General features: G+C 70.6%; 19 protein-coding genes and 2 tRNA genes. 2 read left to right on the top strand and 19 right to left on the bottom strand.

Annotated elements, in window-relative coordinates:
• Window positions 1-119 precede the first annotated feature (119 nt).
• Window positions 120-192, bottom strand: a tRNA-Ala gene (locus I2W78_RS26590).
• A gap of 113 nt (window positions 193-305) precedes the next feature.
• Here I2W78_RS26590 and I2W78_RS26585 point away from each other — a divergent pair.
• Window positions 306-1,496, top strand: a complete 1,191-nt coding sequence (locus I2W78_RS26585) for a glycosyltransferase 87 family protein (RefSeq protein WP_307783794.1) — start codon at window positions 306-308, stop codon at window positions 1,494-1,496.
• Here the strand turns inward: I2W78_RS26585 and I2W78_RS26580 are convergent.
• From I2W78_RS26580 to I2W78_RS26540, 9 genes are all read right to left on the bottom strand, one after another.
• Window positions 1,475-1,708, bottom strand: coding sequence for a hypothetical protein (locus I2W78_RS26580; protein ID WP_003976229.1), 234 nt, complete (start codon window positions 1,706-1,708; stop codon window positions 1,475-1,477). The two genes, I2W78_RS26585 and I2W78_RS26580, sit on opposite strands and share 22 nt — an antisense overlap.
• A 3-nt stretch (window positions 1,709-1,711) precedes the next feature.
• Window positions 1,712-1,888, bottom strand: coding sequence for a hypothetical protein (locus I2W78_RS26575; RefSeq protein ID WP_141310671.1), 177 nt, complete (start codon window positions 1,886-1,888; stop codon window positions 1,712-1,714).
• Window positions 1,889-2,090: 202 nt separating this feature from the next.
• A tRNA-Ala gene (locus tag I2W78_RS26570) sits at window positions 2,091-2,163 on the bottom strand.
• Between the two features lie 118 nt (window positions 2,164-2,281).
• Window positions 2,282-2,947 (bottom strand): histidine phosphatase family protein, encoded by a 666-nt coding sequence (locus I2W78_RS26565; RefSeq protein WP_196462781.1) that lies wholly within the window; start codon window positions 2,945-2,947, stop codon window positions 2,282-2,284.
• On the bottom strand, window positions 2,944-3,390 hold the full coding sequence (gene rsfS / locus I2W78_RS26560; RefSeq protein ID WP_196462780.1) for a ribosome silencing factor: 447 nt from the start codon (window positions 3,388-3,390) through the stop codon (window positions 2,944-2,946). Before rsfS ends, I2W78_RS26565 begins: the two co-directional genes overlap by 4 nt.
• Before the next feature lie 67 nt (window positions 3,391-3,457).
• Window positions 3,458-5,131 carry a LytR C-terminal domain-containing protein gene (locus I2W78_RS26555; RefSeq protein WP_196462779.1) on the bottom strand — a complete coding sequence of 558 codons (1,674 nt, stop codon included), beginning with the start codon at window positions 5,129-5,131 and terminating at the stop codon, window positions 3,458-3,460.
• Window positions 5,132-5,147: 16 nt separating this feature from the next.
• Window positions 5,148-5,774: a nicotinate-nucleotide adenylyltransferase gene (gene nadD, locus I2W78_RS26550; RefSeq protein WP_196462778.1), complete on the bottom strand. Its 627-nt coding sequence runs from the start codon at window positions 5,772-5,774 to the stop codon at window positions 5,148-5,150.
• A 38-nt stretch (window positions 5,775-5,812) separates the two neighbouring features.
• Window positions 5,813-5,977 (bottom strand): hypothetical protein, encoded by a 165-nt coding sequence (locus I2W78_RS26545; RefSeq protein ID WP_196462777.1) that lies wholly within the window; start codon window positions 5,975-5,977, stop codon window positions 5,813-5,815.
• A gap of 110 nt (window positions 5,978-6,087) precedes the next feature.
• The gene (locus tag I2W78_RS26540; RefSeq protein WP_196462776.1) at window positions 6,088-6,237 is read right to left on the bottom strand and encodes a hypothetical protein; all 150 of its coding nucleotides are present in this window, start codon (window positions 6,235-6,237) and stop codon (window positions 6,088-6,090) included.
• Window positions 6,238-6,361: 124 nt separating this feature from the next.
• Here I2W78_RS26540 and I2W78_RS26535 point away from each other — a divergent pair, with 124 nt between their 5' ends.
• Complete coding sequence (locus tag I2W78_RS26535; RefSeq protein WP_196462775.1) at window positions 6,362-7,489, top strand: M48 family metallopeptidase; 1,128 nt, start codon at window positions 6,362-6,364, stop codon at window positions 7,487-7,489.
• Window positions 7,490-7,523: 34 nt separating this feature from the next.
• Here I2W78_RS26535 and I2W78_RS26530 read toward each other — a convergent pair whose 3' ends face one another.
• The 9 genes from I2W78_RS26530 to I2W78_RS26490 form a co-directional block, all read right to left on the bottom strand.
• Window positions 7,524-8,603, bottom strand: a complete 1,080-nt coding sequence (locus tag I2W78_RS26530; protein WP_196462774.1) for an SCO2583 family membrane protein — start codon at window positions 8,601-8,603, stop codon at window positions 7,524-7,526.
• A 111-nt stretch (window positions 8,604-8,714) separates the two neighbouring features.
• The gene (locus I2W78_RS26525; protein WP_445330151.1) at window positions 8,715-9,287 is read right to left on the bottom strand and encodes an SCO2584 family spore wall biosynthesis protein; all 573 of its coding nucleotides are present in this window, start codon (window positions 9,285-9,287) and stop codon (window positions 8,715-8,717) included.
• Window positions 9,288-9,388: 101 nt separating this feature from the next.
• Window positions 9,389-10,675, bottom strand: coding sequence for a glutamate-5-semialdehyde dehydrogenase (locus tag I2W78_RS26520; protein WP_196462772.1), 1,287 nt, complete (start codon window positions 10,673-10,675; stop codon window positions 9,389-9,391).
• Window positions 10,676-10,736: 61 nt separating this feature from the next.
• Window positions 10,737-11,198: a hypothetical protein gene (locus I2W78_RS26515; RefSeq protein WP_196462771.1), complete on the bottom strand. Its 462-nt coding sequence runs from the start codon at window positions 11,196-11,198 to the stop codon at window positions 10,737-10,739.
• Window positions 11,199-11,430: 232 nt separating this feature from the next.
• Window positions 11,431-12,537, bottom strand: a complete 1,107-nt coding sequence (gene proB / locus I2W78_RS26510) for a glutamate 5-kinase (protein ID WP_196464727.1) — start codon at window positions 12,535-12,537, stop codon at window positions 11,431-11,433.
• Window positions 12,538-12,716: 179 nt separating this feature from the next.
• A complete protein-coding gene (locus I2W78_RS26505) occupies window positions 12,717-14,792 on the bottom strand; it encodes a hypothetical protein (protein ID WP_374222702.1) in 2,076 nt (691 codons plus the stop codon).
• Between the two features lie 39 nt (window positions 14,793-14,831).
• Complete coding sequence (locus I2W78_RS26500; protein ID WP_196462770.1) at window positions 14,832-16,331, bottom strand: bifunctional cytidylyltransferase/SDR family oxidoreductase; 1,500 nt, start codon at window positions 16,329-16,331, stop codon at window positions 14,832-14,834.
• Between the two features lie 234 nt (window positions 16,332-16,565).
• Entirely contained in the window at window positions 16,566-17,771 is a 1,206-nt protein-coding gene (locus I2W78_RS26495; protein ID WP_230885594.1) for a hypothetical protein, read from the bottom strand.
• Window positions 17,772-17,863: 92 nt separating this feature from the next.
• A complete protein-coding gene (locus I2W78_RS26490) occupies window positions 17,864-19,414 on the bottom strand; it encodes an alkaline phosphatase D family protein (RefSeq protein WP_196462769.1) in 1,551 nt (516 codons plus the stop codon).
• Between the last annotated feature and the right edge of the window lie 7 nt (window positions 19,415-19,421).

Below are 19,421 nucleotides of genomic sequence, written 5' to 3'. Positions count from 1 at the left end.
ACTCGCGCAGAAGGGGGTGCGGGTGGCGAAGCCCCCGCCACGCGCGGCGCAGCCGCGCAGAACACGAAAAGGGCGACCCGGTCCGCTCTTTCCACGGATGCAGGTCGCCCTCGCACTTGTGGAGCTAAGGAGAATTGAACTCCTGACCTCCTGCATGCCATGCAGGCGCTCTACCAACTGAGCTATAGCCCCTTGTTGTGTTCCGCCGTGTTCCCCCGGCGGCGACGCCAACATTACACGGTGGACGGGGTACTCCACCAAATCGTTTCCCTTCTGCCCCGATACGGCCGCTATGGTCGGCCCTCGTGACCGTGATCACGTCCACCGCAGTCCACCGCCGGACGCCCGTCGCCCTGGGCGCGTGCCTGCTCTCCTTCGCGGCGTTCTGGATCGCCCAGCGAGCCGCGCACGTGTCGATGATCGACCTGATGGTGTACCGGGCCGAGGGCGCCACCGTACGCGCGGGCGGCGACCTGTACGCCCTGCGCGCCACCGCCACCCAACTGCCCGCCACCTACCCGCCCTTCGCCGCCCTGCTGTTCACCCCGCTCACGCTTCCCGACACGGGCTCCCTGCGCACCCTGGCCACCGCCGGGAACCTCGCCCTCCTGGTGGTGCTCGTGCGGCTCTCCCTGCGGATCATCGGGCACACGCGCGTGGAGACCGCCTGGTGGGCCTCGGCGGTGGTCGTGTGGTGCGAGCCGGTGTGGACGACCCTGCGCTACGGCCAGATCAACCTGCTGCTCGCCGTGCTCGTCCTGTGGGACCTCTCCCGGCGTCCGGGCGACCGCTGGACGGGCGTCGGCATCGGCCTCGCCGCGGCCGTGAAACTGACCCCCGCGCTGTTCGCCGTCCTCCTGCTCGCCACCGGCCTCGTGGCGCGCCGACGGCACCGGAGCGGCCCTTGGCTGCGGCACGCGCGCGTGGCGGCCGGCAGCTTCGTCTCGGCGACGCTCCTCGCGGCGGCCGTCCTGCCGTACGACTCCTGGCGGTTCTGGACGGACATGGTGTTCCGGACGGAGCGCGCCGGGCACGCCGAGCAGACCGCCAACCAGGCGCTGCGCGGCGTTCTGGCCCGCCTGCTGCACTCCCCCGACCCGGGGGCCCTCTGGGTCGCTGTGGCGGCCCTCGTGGCCGCGGCGGGGCTGGCGGTGGCGGTGCGGGCGGAGTTGCGTGGGGAGCGGGCCTGGGCGGTGGTCTGCTGCGCGGTGACGGCGCTGCTCGTCAGCCCGGTGTCGTGGTCGCACCACTGGGTGTGGTGCGTACCGCTCGTCCTGCTCCTCGCCGCGCGCGCCCGTCGCGCGGCCGCCGTCGGCACGCTCCTGGTGTTCTGCTCGTACGCCCTGTGGTGGGTGCCACACACCCCCGGCAGGCCCGAACTGCGACAGAACCCGATCGAGTTCACACTGTCGGGCCTCTACGCCGCCACCGGCTGCCTCGTCCTGGCGCTCGCCACGGCCAGAACGCGGAAGGGTCAGGCGGTCACGAACGAGTAGAACCGCTTGAGCGTGCAGTGCTCTTCGAGGAGCCGGCCGTAGATCGGCTCACCCTCCAGCTCCCGGTACGTCTCGATCGGGTCGCCCTTTATGATCAGCGCCCGTGCGCATTCCTCGCACCAGTACTGGTAGTCGGGGTTCACCGGTTCCATGTCGCGGACGATCGGCGTGCCGCTGCCGCACCAGTCGCATTTCCGCCTGTGTGCACCCATCGATCAGCTCCAGCTGTGGCCGCAGGCCGTGCACACGTAGGAGATCCCGCCGTTGTCGCCGAGCACCTGGGCGACATGCGCGGAGCCGCAGGAAGGGCAGCTGAGCCGGGTGGTCGTGTCCCGTATCAACGCCGCTTCGCCAAGGAGGTGGCCGACCTCCCTGAGGATGCTCGCAGGCATCGCTACTCCCTCCCGTCGGGCCGCGCCCCCTTCCGGCCGTTTGATTCTGCCACGACCGGACCAATACGGTCAGCGACGCCTTGGTACCAGTCCGGACACGGCAGCCTGGGCGTCTCCACAGAGGTATACGCCTTCCGGGCGACGACTGCTCAAACGCGTGACGACGAAAAATCCCGCCCCCTGAGGGGACGGGATTCGTCCGTGGAGCTAAGGAGAATTGAACTCCTGACCTCCTGCATGCCATGCAGGCGCTCTACCAACTGAGCTATAGCCCCTGGTGCCACGCGGCGGAGCCGCATGGTGTTTCGCCCCGCTCGGCGGGGCGAACAAGAAGAACTTTAGCCTGCGACCTGCCGGAAAGTGAAATCCGGGGTACGGCCCCCGGGGCGGGGCTCAGTCGTCGTCGCCGAGCACCGGCTCCGGAAGGGTGCCGGCGTTGTGCTCCAGCAGCCGCCAGCCGCGGGCGCCCTCGCCGAGGACGGACCAGCAGCAGTTGGAGAGGCCGCCGAGGCTCTCCCAATGGCGGGCCTCCAGGCCGAGGAGGCGACCAATGGTGGTGCGGATGGTGCCGCCGTGGCTGACGACGACCAGGGTGCCGTCGTCGGGCAGCTTGTCGGCGTGCCGCAGGACGACCGGGGCGGCCCGGTCGGCCACCTCGGACTCCAGCTCGCCGCCACCGCGGCGCACCGGCTCCCCGCGCTTCCACGCGGCGTACTCCTCGCCGTACCGGGCGATGATCTCGTCGTGCGTCAGACCCTGCCAGACGCCCGCGTACGTCTCCCGCAGGGCCTCGTCGCGGTTGACGCCCAGGCCGGTGAGCGCGGCCAGCTCGGCGGCCGTGTTCGCGGCCCGCTTCAGGTCGGAGGAGATGATCGCGGCGGGCTTGAGGGAGGCGAGCAGGCGGGCCGCGCGTCGGGCCTGGGCGACGCCGGTATCGGTGAGCTCGACGTCCGTGGTGCCCTGGAAGCGGCGCTCCACGTTCCAGGCCGTCTGGCCGTGCCGCCACAGGATGACGCGGCGGCCGGGCTTGCCGGCGGGCACCTCGCCGGTGGCGCTCATCGCCACTCACCGCCCAGCTCGGCCGCCTCCTCGGCAGCCTGGAGCTTGGCGTGCTCCGCGGCCTTGCCGCGGGTGGCCTTGGCGTCGGCGGGCAGCTCCAGCTCGGGGCAGTCCTTCCACAGCCGCTCCAGGGCGTAGAAGACGCGCTCCTCGCTGTGCTGCACGTGCACGACGATGTCGACGTAGTCGAGCAGGATCCAGCGGGCCTCACGATCGCCCTCGCGGCGCACCGGCTTGGCGCCGAGCTCCTTCTGGAGCCGTTCCTCGATCTCGTCGACGATGGACTTGACCTGGCGGTCGTTGGGCGCGGACGCCAGCAGGAAGGCATCCGTGATCGACAGCACATCGCTCACGTCGTAGGCGATAACGTCGTGGGCGAGTTTGTCGGCGGCCGCCTGGGCGGCGGTGTTGATGAGCTCAAGAGAACGGTCGGTTGCGGTCACTACATGGCTTTCGTCGGCGGTCACTTGCCTTCAAGGGTCTCACGGACCGCCGACGGCGCCCCACGCATTACCCGGCGGAGGCCGGCTCGTAGTCCTGGCCGAGGACGACCGAGACGTTGGCGTTGGAGGAGACCTCACCCTTGGTGACCGCACTGGAGGGCAGCCCCAGGGTCTTGGCGACCTCGGTGGCGTTCTCCTTGTCGGCGGCGTCCGCGTAGGTGACCTTGGAGGCGGACTGGGCACTGCTCGCCGTACCGCCCTCCAGGAAGGTGAAGCCGCCGTTGAGGAGCACCACGCGCGCCTTCTCCGTGTTGTCCTTCACACCGCTGGCGTTCTGCACCGCGACCCGGACGGCCGCGTCCTGGTCGGGGCTCTTGGCGGTGCCGCCAAGCACGTCCTTGACCACGCTGTCGCTCGCCTCGGCGCTGAGGGTGCCGTCGTCCTGGACGGGCAGCATGGCGGTCTTGTAGTCGCCGCTCTTGGCGAGGTCGGACAGCTTGGCGAGGAAGGTGCCGAGGTCCTTGTCGGTGAGCGACGGGTCGAGGATCTGCGCCAGCGTCTGCACGGTGGTCGTCGCGGCCTGCGCGTCCGACGACATCTTGCGCAGCACGCCCTGCATGACCTGCCCGAACCGCTCCAGCTGGGCGTTCTGGGCCTCGCCCGAGGCGCGGTACGTGGCGTAGGCGACCGCCGTCTTGCCGCTGAGGGTCTGGCCCTCGCCCTTGTTGACCAGCGGTGCCTCGCCCTTCTTCTTGGCGTCCGGGTCGGGCACGTCGGCGTTGGTGTCGATCTCGATGTTGCCGACGAGGTCGACGAGGTTCTGCAGGTAGGGGGTGTCCAGGCGCCAGGTGCCCTGGATCGACGTGCCGAGGACGGTGTCCAGGGCCTCGCGGGTGCCGGAGGAGCCGTCGTCCTCGACCGACTTGGCCAGCGTCGTCGTCCCGTCGTCGCCGGACAGCGCGAGGGAGTTGGGCAGCAGGACGGTGGTGCCCTGCTTGGTGGTGGTGTTGTCGACGAGCAGCGCCGTGGCGGTGCCGCCCTTCTTGGTGTCGTGCAGGTGTACGACGATCACGTCCCGCTTCTGCGCGGCCGCCGACGTCGTACCGCCCTTTGTGTCCTCGGACGGGGACAGGCCGGGCAGCTTCCCGGCGTACCAGAGGTAACCGACGCCGCCGGCCGCGACCAGCGCCAGCACGACGACCAGGGCGACGAGGCGGCTGCGGGCGCGGCGCTTGGCCTCCTCGCGGCGCTCGGTGCGGTTCTCGGTGAACGCCAGCCAGTCGATGACGTCCTCGGAGTCCTGGTCGGGCTCCTCGACGAAGGCGAACTGTTCCGTCCGGTAGTCCCGGTCCTCGCGGCCGTGTCCGGCGTCGGGGGCGTCCCGTACGGGCTCCTGGCGCTGTTCCGGCTCGACCGGGCGCGGCTGCTGCGGGATGTACGCGGTCTGCTCGGCGACCCGGGGCTGCTGCCCGCTGGTGGCGGTGCGGCCGTAGGGGTCGTACCCGTCGTACGAGGTCACGGGCTGCTGCTGACCGGTCCCGTAGGGGTCGTACGGGGGGACCGGCTGCTGCTGGCCGGTGGCGTACGGGTCGTACCCGTAGCCCTGCTGCTGCGCGTAGGGGTCGTACGGCTGCTGGGCCGGTACCTGCCGGTACACAGGCCGGCCGTACTCGTCGTAGCCGACGAGTTCGTACTGGTCGGCGCCGTAACCTGCGGCCCCCGCGTCGTATCGGTCGTTCACCGGTGCCCCTCTCGGCTCACTCGCCGCGGTACAGCTGTCGCTTTGCGATGTAGCGCACGACTCCGTCCGGCACCAGATACCAGACGGGATCGCCCTTGGCGACTCTCGCACGGCAGTCCGTGGAGGAGATGGCGAGGGCGGGAACCTCGACCAACGAGACACCGCCCTCCGGAAGCCCGGCGTCCGTCAGGTGGTGGCCGGGCCGGGTGACCCCGATGAAGTGTGCGAGGGAGAACAGCTCCTCGCTGTCCCGCCAGGTCAGGATCTGGGCGAGGGCGTCGGCGCCGGTGATGAAGAACAGGTCCGTGTCGGGGTTGAGGGCGCGCAGGTCACGCAGGGTGTCCACGGTGTAGGTGGGGCCGCCGCGGTCGATGTCGATGCGGCTGACCGAGAACTGCGGGTTCTCGGCGGTCGCGATGACCGTCATCAGATAGCGGTCCTCGGCCGGGGAGACCGTGCGGTGGGTCTTCTGCCACGGCTGTCCCGTCGGTACGAACACCACCTCGTCGAGGTGGAACTGTGCCGCGACCTCACTGGCCGCCACGAGGTGCCCGTGGTGGATCGGGTCGAACGTCCCGCCCATGACGCCGAGGCGGCGCTTGGCCGACGTCGACGGGCCGGTAGGCATGTCCTGCTCTCCCATGCGTGCAGACCCTACCGGCCCGGCCTGTGGACCAGGCCCTAGCGGTCGCGGTTGAAGCGGGTGGTGATCCACAGCAGCAGCATCAGGGCGATGAACGCGCCACCGCCGGTGACCAGGGGGTTGAGGCTCTCGTGGTTGCCGCCGTGTTCCTCGCCCTCGGCGGCGAGGGTGACCAACTGGGCAGCGGCGCTGTGGAAGCTCATCTTCGGCAGGACCTATCGCGTGTGGGCGGGATAAAGACGTCGGCTCATCGTAAGCGGGCGCCTCGGCCGCGCTCACGCCGACTCCACCGTCGAGCAACCTTCCCGGGCCCTCAGTCGTCCTTCCGCCTGTAACCCCGAAGCAGGAACCAGGCGGTCAGCACACAACCCACCACCATCACGATCAGCACGACCCTAAGGAGATTCCCCGCGCCTTGCTCCTGAGCGGCGCTGAGCCACTGGATCGCGGCGATGTGCTCCATGGTGCGGGACTCCTTCGTCGTACTGCCCGTCCACGGTATCTCCGCCTAGGCTTGGCCTTGCTTCGGGGACGTACAAGAAAGCGCAAAGGCACACCAGGGCACACCGACGCACATGGGGGACCACATGTCCGACGACGGCCACCAGCAGGGCGGGCACGAGAGCGTGCCCAGCAGGCAGCGCAGGCGCTTCCCGGGGATCTCCTCGCGTGCGTACGAGCACCCGGCCGACCGCTCCGCCCTGGTCGCGCTGCGCAAGCTGAGCGGCTTCGACACGGTCTTCAAGGCCCTCAGCGGCCTGCTGCCCGAGCGGAGCCTGAGGCTGCTGTTCCTGTCCGACTCGGTACGCGTCTCGGACCGGCAGTTCGCCCACCTCAACGACATGCTGCGAGACGCCTGTTACATCCTGGACCTGGAGAAGGTCCCGCCGATGTACGTCAACCAGGACCCGCAGCCCAACGCGATGTGCGTCGGCCTGGACGAGCCGATCATCGTCGTGACCACGGGGCTCGTCGAGCTGCTCGACGAGGAGGAGATGCGGGCGGTCATCGGCCACGAGGTCGGCCACGCCCTGTCCGGCCACTCCGTGTACCGCACGATCCTGCTGTTCCTGACCAACCTCGCCCTGAGGGTCGCCTGGATCCCGCTCGGCAATGTGGCGATCATGGCGATCGTGACGGCGCTGCGTGAGTGGTTCCGCAAGTCGGAGCTGTCCGCCGACCGGGCGGGCCTGCTGGTCGGGCAGGACCTCCAGGCCTCGATGCGCGGCCTGATGAAGATCGCGGGCGGCAACCATCTGCACGAGATGAACGTGGACGCGTTCCTGGAGCAGGCCGACGAGTACGAGGCGGGCGGCGACCTGCGCGACTCCGTGCTGAAGATCCTCAACGTCCTCCCCCGCTCGCACCCGTTCGCCACGATCCGCGCGGCCGAGCTGAAGAAGTGGGCGGCGTCCCGCGACTACCAGCGGATCATGGACGGCCACTACCCGCGGCGCGGCGAGGACAAGGACACCTCGGTCACCGACTCCTTCCGCGAGTCCGCGGCGAGCTACGCGGGGCATGTGCGCGGCAGCAAGGACCCGCTGATGAAGCTGGTGACGGACATAGCGGGCGGCGCGGGGGACCTGGGCAGCCGGGTGCGGCGGGGCTTCAGCGGTTTCGCGGGCGGTGCTGGGGGTTCCACCGATACGACCGGTACGAACGGTTCGGCGGACTCGGCGCCCAAGGACCAGCCGCCGCGCGACGAGGACTGACCGGGGCGGGGCCGACCGTACGGGCCTGCCCCGCTCACGCCTTCGGCAGCCTCGGCTGCGCGCTGTCCGCCAGCGTCCCGCACAGTGCCGCCGTGCCCTGGGGTGCGTACGGGTCCGTCCCGGCCGGGCCGCCCGCCTTGGGGGTCTGGCCGGCGAGCAGCGGGCGCAGGTGGTTGGTGGCGTCCTCGGCGCAGGACAGTGGTCCGGCCTGGAGGGACGAGCCGACCAGCTCGGCCTGGTGCAGCCGCAGGTCGTCGCGGTCGAAGCGGAAGTGCAGCTCACGCCGGACGGTGAACAGGGACACCTCGGCCTTCTCGTCGGCGCCGGCCGGTCGCAGCGCGTACACGAACGTGTGGTCCGAGGTGACCTCGAGGGTGGAGGAGTCGACCTCGCCGGCCTCCAGTGAGCCCTGCACCCGGATCTTGCGGTCGGCCAGTTCGGCCCGGCTGGGGTCGAAGCGCACCAGCCAGCCGGTGGGGGCGTGCCGGCCGTCGGCGGTCGGCTGCTCGAAGCTCCGGTCGAACTGGTCGAGTTGCTCGGGGTCGAGCAGCACGCGCACCGGCCTGACCTGCCCGCCGGTGAGCACCTCGGGGTAGAGCGAGGAGCGGACGAGGTAGTCCTTGGCGGTGGTCAGGGCGGTGATGACCTGGGCGTCCGAGAAGTTCGCGGTGCGCCGCGCGGCCGGCAGCGCTATGCCCTCGGCGCCGACGCGGAACTGGGCGGCCGGACTATTGGCGTACAGCTGTTCGGAATCGGGGGCGCCGGGCACCTTGCCCTGCGGGGCGAGCGGGATGACGGTCATCCGCAGCGGTTGGACGTACCGGCCGGCCTGCGGGGTCTGGTACGGGTGCCGCACGCCCATGTAGATCGCGGTGCCGAAGGCGACGGCGATCAGCAGGACCAGGACCAGGGCCTGCCGGGACAGGCCCCGGCGCATGGGCGGACGGCGGCGGACGGCGGGCGCGTGGTCGGCCATGCGCTCCTGCGCGGAGAACTCCTGGAGGCGGGCAGCGCGGACGAACGATTCGTCGAACACGACAGATCGGTATTCGTCGTCCGCACCGTTGGGGGCGCCGTCCGGTGTCCCCTCAGGTGGGTCCCCAGGCCCGCCCATATCTTCAGAGTAGGTCGCCACAAGCTCCGGTAAACGCCCCGCTACGCGACAACTTCTGACAGGTACTCACCAGGTTCGCGAGCCTCCGCCGGGGCGTGCGGAACCGGCCGTTCAGGGGGTGCGCGGGACCGCCGAGACGGCCGGCTGGGAGTAGTCGGCGGACGCGGAGGGCGCCGTTGAGGTGCCCTGCTCCAGGCCGGTCGAGGCGGGCGGCGGGACCTGGTCCTGGCGGTTGGACGAGGCGCCCCGGTAGACCGCGGCGAAGGCCAGCGCGACCATGCCGATGCCCATCACCAGGGCGAGCAGCCAGGCGACCGGGCGATGCCAGCGGACCTGTTTCCCGTACGGTCCCGCCGAGCCGTCATGGTCGTCGAGGATGTCGGGGTCCAGGTCGTCGAAGTCCGGGTCGTGGCCGAAACCGCCATGGCCGTCCGGGCCGTACCCGTCGTCGTACCGCTCGCCCCTGCCGTGCGCCCGGCGGGCCTCCGCCTCGGAGGCCTCGGCTCTGGCCTGCGCGGCGGCCAGGAGGCGTTCGACGGCGGTCGGCTCGTGCACCACGGCCGCCCGTACGAAGGCCTCGTCGAAGACCACGGAGGCGAACTCTTCGTCCGACACCCCGCGGTCGTGGTCGTCGTCGGGCTCCCAGCCGTCAGGGAACGGCGTGCCCCCCACGTCCTCCGGCACGGATCCAGAGTAGACCTGGGGGGTCAATTTGGGCAGACGGTATGCAAATTCATCCGTCTGCCGAGACACCTCCCGGCCGCCGCGCGCCGGGGTCGTGCGCCTCAGCGCCGTACGTGACCGTCCCCGGTGACGATGTACTTCGTGCTGGTCAGCTCGGGCAGACCCATCGGGCCGCGGGCGTGCAGCTTCTGCGTGGAGATGCCGATCTCGGCGCCGAAGCCGAACTGGCCGCCGTCCGTGAAACGGGTCGAGGCGTTCACCGCGACCGTCGTGGAGTCCACCAGCTGGGTGAAGCGGCGGGCGGCCTGCTGGGAGGTCGTGACGATGGCCTCGGTGTGGCCGGAGGTCCACAGCCGGATGTGCTCGACGGCCTTGTCCAGCGAGTCCACGACGGCGGCGGCGATGTCGTACGACAGGTACTCGGTCTCCCAGTCCTCCGCCGTGGCCTCGACGACGGTCGCCTTGGAATCCTTGGCGTACGCCATCACCCGCTCGTCGGCGTGCACGGTCACCCCGGCCTCCGCGAGGGCGTCCAGGGCGCGCGGCAGGAACCGGGCGGCGATGTCCTGGTGGACCAGCAGCGTCTCGGCGGCGTTGCAGACGCTGACCCGCTGCGCCTTGGAGTTGAGCAGGATCTCGATCGCCGTGTCGAGGTCGGCGTGGGCGTCGACGTAGACGTGGCAGTTGCCGGTGCCGGTCTCGATCACGGGGACCGTGGACTCCTGGACGACCGTCTGGATCAGCGAGGCCCCACCGCGCGGAATCAGTACGTCGACCAGGCCGCGGGCGCGCATCAGCTCGCGCACGCTCTCGCGGCTCTCGCCGGGCACCAGCTGCACGGCGTCGGCGGGCAGCCCGGCGCCGCCGACGGCGTCCCGGATGACCCTGACGAGGGCGGTGTTCGACTCGTAGGCGGAGGCCGAGCCGCGCAGCAGGACGGCGTTGCCGGACTTCAGGCAGAGCGCGGCGGCGTCGACGGTGACGTTCGGGCGGGCCTCGTAGATGATCCCGACGACGCCCAGCGGGACGCGGACCTGGCGCAGGTCGATGCCGTTGGGGAGGGTCGAGCCGCGCACGACCTCGCCGACCGGGTCGGGCAGCGCGACGACGTCCCGCACGTCGGAGGCGATGGCCCGGACGCGCTCCGGGGTGAGGGTCAGCCGGTCGACGATGGCCTCGCTGGTGCCGGCCTCGCGGGCCTTGGCCACGTCCTTGGCGTTGGCCTCGACGATCTCGCTCGTACGGACCTCCAGCGCGTCCGCGATGGCGAGCAGCGCGTCGTCCTTCACGGCCCGGGGCAGCGGCGCGAGGTCGGCGGCGGCGGCCTTGGCACGGTAGGCGGCCTGGGTGACCGGGGACATGGAGTCGTACGGAGAGAGCGTGGTCATGAGGGAAGGGTAGTGCGCGTCAGGGGTGCGTTCATCTGGTGTTCCACACCCCGAGATGCCCTCAGAAGGGGTGCACTCCGACAGGAGACGCCGGTGGGGGCCCGTAGCCCTCGGAGATGCGTTGGTGGTAGGTGGCCCGGTCGATGACCTCCAGGCCGACGATCTCCCAGGGCGGGAGCCCGGCGCTCTGCCGGTGCTCGCCCCACAGCCGCAGCGCGACGGCGGCCGCGTCGTGCAGGTCGCGAGCCTCCTCCCAGTACCGGATCTCCGCGTGGTCGTCGGCGTATCTGCTGGTCAGCAGGAAGGGGTGGTCGTGGGCGAGCTGCTCAAGGGCGCGCCGCACCTCCTTCAGCGGGGCCGCTTCGCCGGAGACGCTGAGGGTGACGTGCCACAGGCGGGGGATGTCCTCGGGCTGCTCGCTCTTGTACTGCTCACCGGCGGCGACGCTGGTGAGGGCGCGCTCGGTGCCTGCCGCGCGGGACGCTGCCCCAGGGCGCACTCGTCTCACGGCGGCCTCCTTCATGCAGTGCCAGTGCGTGCCTCTGGACAAAGTTGAGCAGGCCCCCGGGGGCTCGCGGGGCGGTTTTGCGGAACGTCCACCTCAGGGCGGGGGCTTTTGCGGGGCGTTCCCCCCGTTTTCGGCCGCTCGCCAGGGCCTCGTCAGTGCCGCTCGCCAGGGCCTCGTCAGTGCCGCTCGCCAAGGCCTCGTCAGCGCCGCCCCGCCAGGCCTCGTCAGCGCCGCCTGCCGGGCGTCGTCAGTGGTGCAGGACCACCAGATCGTCCCGGTGGACGACCTCGCGCTCGTACGCGGGGCCGAGGTCGCGCGCCAACTCCCGCGTGGAGCGGCCGATCAGCTGCGGGATCTCCTTGGCGTCGAAGTTGACCAGCCCGCGCGCCACGGCGTGCCCCCTGCCGTCACGCAGTTCGACCGGGTCGCCCGCGCTGAACTCGCCCTCGACGGCGGCGATTCCGGCCGGCAGCAGCGACTTGCGGCGCTCCACGACCGCGCGCACGGCACCGTCGTCCAGCGTCAGCGCACCCTGCGGCGTGGAGGCGTGCTGGAGCCACAGCAGCCGGTGGGCGGAGCGCTTGCCGGTGGGGTGGAAGTACGTGCCGGTGTCCTGGCCGGTCAGCGCGTCGGCGGCGTGGATGGCACTGGTGAGGACGACCGGGATGCCCGCGGCGGCGGCGATCCGGGCGGCCTCGACCTTGGTGACCATGCCGCCGGTGCCGACGCCGGCCTTGCCCGCGCTGCCGATCTCCACACCGGACAGGTCCGACGGCACCCGCACCTCCGCTATCCGCGAGGTGCCGGGCTTGCTGGGGTCGCCGTCGTACACGCCGTCCACGTCGGAGAGGAGGACCAGCAGGTCGGCGTGGACGAGATGGGCGACGAGCGCGGCGAGCCGGTCGTTGTCGCCGAAGCGGATCTCGTCGGTGGCGACGGTGTCGTTCTCGTTGACGACCGGGAGGGCGCCCATGGCCAGGAGCTTGTCCAGGGTGCGGGAGGCGTTGCGGTGGTGGGCGCGGCGGCTCATGTCGTCCGAGGTGAGCAGCACTTGGCCGACGCGGACGCCGTAGCGGGCGAAGGAGGCGGTGTAGCGGGCGACGAGCAGCCCCTGGCCGACGCTGGCGGCGGCCTGCTGGCGGGCGAGGTCGGTGGGGCGGCGACGCAGGCCCAGCGGGGCGAGTCCGGCGGCGATGGCACCCGAGGAGACCAGCACGATCTCCCTCTCCCCACCGCTGCGGATCTTGGCGAGGACGTCGACGAGCGCGTCGACCCGGTCCGCGTCCAGTCCGCCGGTTGCGGTGGTCAGCGACGAGGAACCCACCTTGACGACGATCCTGCGGGCCTCGCGCACGGCCTGCCTTGCCCCTGTCACCTTGGTGTCTGTCCCCTCGCGTAGGTATGGCTCCCGAAACCGCAATCTACGCGAAGTGGCTCGGCGTCCGCTCGTCGGTCCAGCGTCCGGACAGGCAGTGGGTGACGGCGTGCTCACACTCCGCTTCCGGCGTCCGGCGGCTCAAACGCGGGGGCGTCTCAGGCCGCCGGCCGGCCTGCGTCCTCCGGTTCGACCTCCTCCACGGCACTGGCCGCGATGCGCGACTCCTGGCCGAGGTTGCGGGTCTCGGCCTTCAGCGCCAGCTCCGCCACCGCCGAGTTGAACTGGTCGATCGACTTCGGCTCGTCCGGGCCCAGCAGATACCGCTTCAGCTCCTTGCGGTTCTCCGCCAGCGGATCGGCGGCCGGATCGCGTACCGCCGCCAGCAGTTCGCCCAGTTCGGCGGCGCTGTTGGTCAGGATCACGGCGGCGCGCACGGCGGTGTTCTGCCGTCTGAACTCCTCGGCGCCCAGCCCGGCCGAGTCCGTCACCGCGTACGGCTTGCCGCTCGCGATGAAGTCGGAGACCACGCTGGAGATGTCGGAGACCATCGCGTCGGAGACGTTGAAGCAGTCGTACAGGCGCGGCTCGGCACCTGTGATGACGCGGTGCTCCCAGGCCGGGACGGCACCCCAGTAGGCCTCGTTCCACTCGGCGCGCAGCCGGGCGATCTCCTTGTGCCGCGCGAGGTCGATCAGGCCGTCGCGGGTCGCCTCGGCCTCGTCGTCCTTCTCCCCGCCGGTGGTGCGGGACAACTCGGCGAGCCGGGCCTCGATCCGGGCCCGCTCGGCCTGGGCGGCGGTCCGCGCGGCGGCGTCGACGGTGCAGCGGGGGTCGGCGGCCCGCTCGGCGGCGGCCTGCTCGACCAGGGCCGTGATCCGCCGGTGGGCGGCCTTGGCCTCGGCGCTGCGGGTGCCGGTGAAGGGGTGCGGCTTGTACAGGACGCGTACCGGCGGGTCGGCCGTGACGAGCCGCCGCACGATGTTCTCGCCCGCCAGCAGGAGCGAGGTGTTGCCCGGGTTGTCGTCCCAGCCCTCCCAGGTCGGGGCGTACAGCACCGTGGGCATAGGGTCTTCGGGCACGCCCTGCCAGGTCCGGATCGGCGCCAGCTGCGGGCGGCCCACCTCCACGATGTCCTCGTCGCGGACACCGACGTCGGCGATGGCGTAGCGGTGGCGGCCCGCCCGGCCGGCGGTCCACACCTCGTCGTAGACCTTGCTGAACGGGTTGACGCTGGCCGCCTTGTCGCTGTCGCCGTGGCCGATGAAGACGTGCTTCATGGTGGGGACGCGCAGCATGTGGATGTTCTTGCCGACGTTCGCCGCGTACAGCGTGACCCGCACGGTGGACAGGTCCATGTTCATCAGGTGCACCCCGCCGGGCACGCAGATCACGGGGACCGTGGTGGGCGCCAGGTTCTGCAGGATGACCCGCTCACGCAGGATGATCAGCGGCTTGGAGTCCAGCTGCTCCATGGTCTCCAGCCACATGTTGACCTGGTACGCCGAGTCCTTGGAGCCGGAGAAGTACAGCACCGTCTCCGGCCGGTACGCGCACAGCCAGTCGTCCACCGCGGCCAGCACGGCCTCCGGACACGACGGCACCCGCCGTCCGCGCACGTACGGCACCAGCGCGAGGGTGTAGCCGCCGCCCAGGACCAGCGTGACGGCGATTCCGACCAAGCCGGCCACGGCCGAGTCGGCGGCCGCGGAGACCAGCACGCCGACGACCGCGGCGAGGTCGAGGTGCAGGATCTTCTCCGCCGAGCGGTGCAGCAGCCGGCGCGGCGGGGCGTCCGGGATGCGGATGCGCGTCGTGAGGTCGACGTTGCGGGTGGCGACCGGCAGCCGGCGGCGGTTGCGGATCAGGGTGACCAGGGCGCCGTGCGGGGCCTGGAGGCCGTAGAAGGCGATGAAGCAGCCGACCGCGCCGTAGAAGATCAGGTCGTCCGAGAGGGAGAGCCGGGCCAGCAGCAGGACCAGCAGCAGCTGCCGGATCAGGAAGCGGATCGACAGACCGGCCCGGACCTTGCTGAGCCGGTTGATCAGATAGCTGCCCCTGCGGTGCAGATAGTGGTCCGCCAGGTACGTCACGGCGGCCGCGGCCGCGAAGGCGGGCACGCTGGGGACGAGCGCGGCCAGCATGAGGCAGGGATAGCCCAGCACCATGAGGGCCGCCGCGGCCAGCTCGGCCACGGTGCCCACCCGGGCGACGCGTACAGCGGTGGAGATCACGAAGAACCTGCTCTGTGGGGGGTAGGGAGGGGCGGTCGACTAAGCCGCGTCGTCCTGACGGTCAAAGACCCCGGCCAGCGCCTGTTCAAAACCGGAGGCCTTGGTGGCGCCCGCCGTCGGGTCCTGCTGGCGGACGTCGATGACATGGCCGGTCAGCTCGGACAGCAGCACGTCGAGCGAGGTGCGCGCCACGGCCTCGGAGGAGAGCAGCGAGTCCGTGGGCTCCTGGCCGAAGGCCTTGGTGCGCATCGGGGTCGCGGTGCGCTCGGGGTTGACGCAGTTGACGCGGATGCCTTCGGCGGCCCACTCGTCGGACAGGGCCTGGGTGAGGTTCACCATGGCGGCCTTGGTCGAGGAGTAGAGGGAGTACTCGGCGCGGCCGCGCGTGTAGCTGCTGGAGGTGTACAGCAGCAACTGCCCCTTGGTCTCGGCCAGATACTTGTACGCCGAACGAGCGATCTGCACCGGCGCGAGGTAGTTGACCTTCAACGCCTCCTCGATGGTGGCGTTGTCGGTCTCGGCCAGCCTGCCGATGCGCAGGACACCAGCGGTGTTGACGACGTAGTCGATCCGCCCGCTCTCGGCGTACGCCCTGGACAGCGCGTCGTCGACCTCCTCCGGGTTCTCCACGTGCGTGCCGGTGGTGGAGCGGCCGAGGGCGTGGACGTTCGCCCCGTAGGACTCGGCGAGTTCGGCGATGTCCTTGCCGATGCCGTACGAACCGCCGAAGACCACCACGGTCCTGCCGGTCAGCAGCTCGCGGTAGGCGTCCTCGACGTTCTGCTCCGGAGCGGCCGTGGAGCCCAGCTGGAACAGCTTGTCGGCGATGAAGACGTCCACGGGCTGGGTGACCTTCATGTTGTACTCGTCACCCGCGACGACGTGGATCGGCACGTCCGGCAGATAGCGCAGGACGACCGTGCAGTCGTCCGTGGCCTGGAAGTTGGGGTCCTCTGCCGCGACCTCGTAGGCCCGCTTGATCGTCGAGAGCTTGAAGGCCTGCGGGGTCTGGCCGCGGCGCAGCCGGGAGCGGTCCGGGATCTCGGTGATGAACTCGCCGTCCTCGCCGTGCGTGCGCGTGACGATGATGGTGTCCGCGGACGGGATCGCGACGTCGACGGCCTGGAAGCGCTCCAGCGCGGCGACGCAGTCGTCGATGACGCGCTGCGACAGCAGCGGACGTACGGCGTCGTGGAACAGGACGTTGAGGTCCTCGCCCTCGGCCGCGCTCTCGGTCAGCGCCGCGATGGCGCGCTCGGTCGTCTCGTTCCGCGTGGACCCGCCCTCGATGATCCGGGAGACCTTCCTGAACCCGGCCCTGGCGACGATCTTTTCGACGTCGGGCACATAACCCGGCGCCATCAGCACGATGACGTCGTCGATCGAGTCGGCCTTCTCGAAGGTGGTCAGGGTGTGCTCGATGACTGCCTTGCCGGCGATCTTCAGCAGCTGCTTCGGGATCGACAGACCCACGCGCTGACCGGTACCGCCGGCCAGGATCACTGCGGTGGTACGGGGCTTGGCTATGTGCTGTGACACAGATGACCTACCTTGTGGCGACTGGGAACTTGCAAAGGCTCGCACTTGCGCTTACCCCGATGCAAGGTGAGCGACCGCCGGCCAATATATGGGCGCAACCTGTCGTTCACCTTGCACTTCTGGTGGCCCGTCGAGAGGTTCCGTGGGCGTCCGTGGAAATGTTGTGAGTAACTCCACAGGGAGTTATGGCCTTGGTGTGACGCGTAAGTTCCCCGTAAGTACCGTGCAAGTAACTCAGCGCCGCCGCAGCCGTTTCAGGCAGCGATGACCGAGAGCCTTGACCAATTCTTTGGAAGATGTCTGGTGAACGGTACGGGACTTGGCGGGTGCCGTGTGCCGGACAGGCGCCGCGGCGGCCGCCGCGAGCACCCCGTAGAGCGCCTGCGCGGCCACTTCGGGCGCGAGCCACGGCTCATTTCCAGGCGGGGCGGGCTCCGGCACGGCGGACAGAAGTGCGGTATCCCCGATCACTCGCACGCCCATCTCCGCGATTCGCTCCGCCATCTCGGCGCCGATCGCGGCGGCCGCCTCCAGCGCCCACTGCGGAGTACCGATCTTCACATCCCGCGAAGACGGAGGGCACGCGTTCTTCATATGCATCACAGCGCCATTGCGGACCAGCCTGGAATACAGCTCGTCGGGCAGTCCATTGCCGCGGAATTCCCTGTTGAGATTCCTGAGCATTTCGGTCTCGGCGAGGGTAAGAGAACGATTCGCCGTATCCGGAACAGGCTGCAGCAACTTATCCGGAAGACCGAGAAGTGTCTCGAACGTACGCATCAGACCGTCCCGGTCCCGGTCGTCCACGATCACGACTGTGAATCGCTCCGGCCCCACCGCCCGAGCCCACCGCTCCACCAGCCGGTCATGCCGGTGCCGGTGCCAGAAGCTGGGGTTGGGCTTCTCGTACGGCGGCCTGCGCAGCATGTGGTCCAGCCAGTCCGGGTAGCCCATGCGCAGCCCGTTCTGCACGTACTGCTGCCACTGCGACGGCATGATCTTCGTCAGCGGGCGCAGGGTGACCAGGACGTGCACACGGTCGCCGCCGAGCTGGTCGACGATCGTTGCGATGGTGGCGTCGTCGGCGGCGTCGGCGAAGAACTCGCTGCTGACGACCGAGGTGCGGGTGCCGGTGGCGGCGACCTGGTCGAGCAGGCGGGTCCAGTGCCGGTCGGTGGGCACGGTGTCGCCGATCATCGCCGGCCGGGCGCAGGCGGCGAGGGCGGCCTCCATGGGGTGCCGGGTGTGCGCGGGGAAGGCGACGCCGAACGCGGGCAGCCGGTCCTTGGCGGCGAAGAGGGCGCCCTGAATGGCCGTGGTGCCGGTTTTGTGCGGGCCTATGTGCAGCAGGCGGGTGCCTGGAGGGAGTGCGGCGATGGGCCGGGCCGCGGTGGCCGGTTCAGCGGCGGGCTGGGCGAGTCTCTGGCGTTCCGTCTCCATGGTGAACGGACGGTAAACGGCTTGCCTGAGACAGACGTGAGAAGGCCCTGGGACTCCGATGAGCGCCAGGGACCTTCACAGAGCCGGGCGGGTCAGACCACCCGTACCCCCGGGCGCCCCGCGTCCACCCGCAGCCGCGCCAGCGTGCTCGGCGTCGCCTGCGGCGTACGCACGGTGTCGACGATCCTCACCTGCGCGTCGATGCCGTCCCGGCGGATGTCGAACAGGTGGTAGCCGCGGTGGGCGTCGAGCAGCTTCCAGTGCGGATTGTCCGGCATGCGCGGGTCCCACTCCTTGCGGAAGGCGGCCTGGTCCTGGTCGCCGTTGCTGGAGATGGACGTACCGACGAACTCGGCGCCGACGACGTCGGAGTCGGGGTCGGCGAAGTCCTCCTTGAGGTCGGTGACCATCGTCAGGTGCCGGTCGCCGGTGAGCACGACCGGGTTGTCGACCTGCTTGAACTCCTCGAGGAACCGGTTGCGTTCGGCCTGGTAGCCGTCCCAGGCGTCGTAGAACCACTGCTTGCCCGCGCCGACCAGCAGATCGGTCTCGGCCATCATGATCTGCGAGGCGACCAGGTTCCAGCGGGCGGGCGAGTCCTGTAGCCCGTCGAGCAGCCACTGCTTCTGCCGTGCGCCGAGCATGGTGAGCCCCGGGTTCTGCGCACCGGCCTGGCTGGTGGCCTGGTCGCCGCGGTACTGCCGGGTGTCCAGCACGTTGAGGCGGGCGAGGCGGCCGAACTCCAGGCGGCGGTACATCCGGATGTGCGCGCCCGTAGGGATCGCGCTCGCCCGGACCGGCATGTGCTCGTAGTACGCCTGGTAGGCGGCGGTCAGCCGGGCCACGAACGCGTCGTGCGACTGCTTGTCGGGGTCCTGCGGGACCTCGCCGGCGAAGTCGTTGTCGACCTCGTGGTCGTCGAAGGTGACCACCCAGGGGGCGGCCGCGTGCATCGCCTTGAGGTCCGGGTCGGTGCGGTACTGCGCGTACCGGTTGCGGTACTGGGTGAGGGTGTACGGCTCACCGGTCCCCTCGTGCCGGCGCAGCGCGGTCGCCGAGGGCGTGGACTCGTAGATGTAGTCGCCGACGAAGAGGACGACGTCGGGATCCTGGGCCCGCGTGTCGGCGTACGGCGTGAAGTAGCCGTGCTGCCAGTTCTGGCAGGACGCGAGCGCGACGCGCAGGGTGCCGCCGGAGCTGAGGCGGTGGGGGGCGGTGCGGGTGCGGCCGACGGGCGAGAGCCTGCCGCCGGCGCGGAAGCGGTACCAGTACTCGCGGCCCGGGCGCAGTCCTCGTACATCCACGTGAACGCTGTGCCCGTACTCGGGCCGGGCCTGGGCGACACCGCGCCGCAGGGGCTTGCCGAGCCGCTCGTCGGTGCCGATCTCCCACTCCACCGGCACCGGCCGGTCGGGCATGCCGCCGCCGTTCAGCGGGTCGGGGGCGAGCCGGGTCCACAGCACGACGCCGTCGGGCAGCGGGTCGCCGGAGGCCACGCCGAGGCTGAACACCCCGTCGGGCAGTGGCGTTTCGCCGGCGCGGGCGGCGGACGGCAGCCACAGCTGGGCGGAGGCGGCGGCGCCGACCACCGCGGCTCCCGCGGTCAGAAAGCGGCGTCGGTCGGGCGAAACGGCTCCGGTCATCGGCGAA

This window comes from Streptomyces spinoverrucosus, from assembly GCF_015712165.1.
Classification (GTDB): Bacteria; Actinomycetota; Actinomycetes; order Streptomycetales; family Streptomycetaceae; genus Streptomyces; species Streptomyces spinoverrucosus_A.
This window is presented reverse-complemented; position numbering and strand designations above follow the sequence as displayed.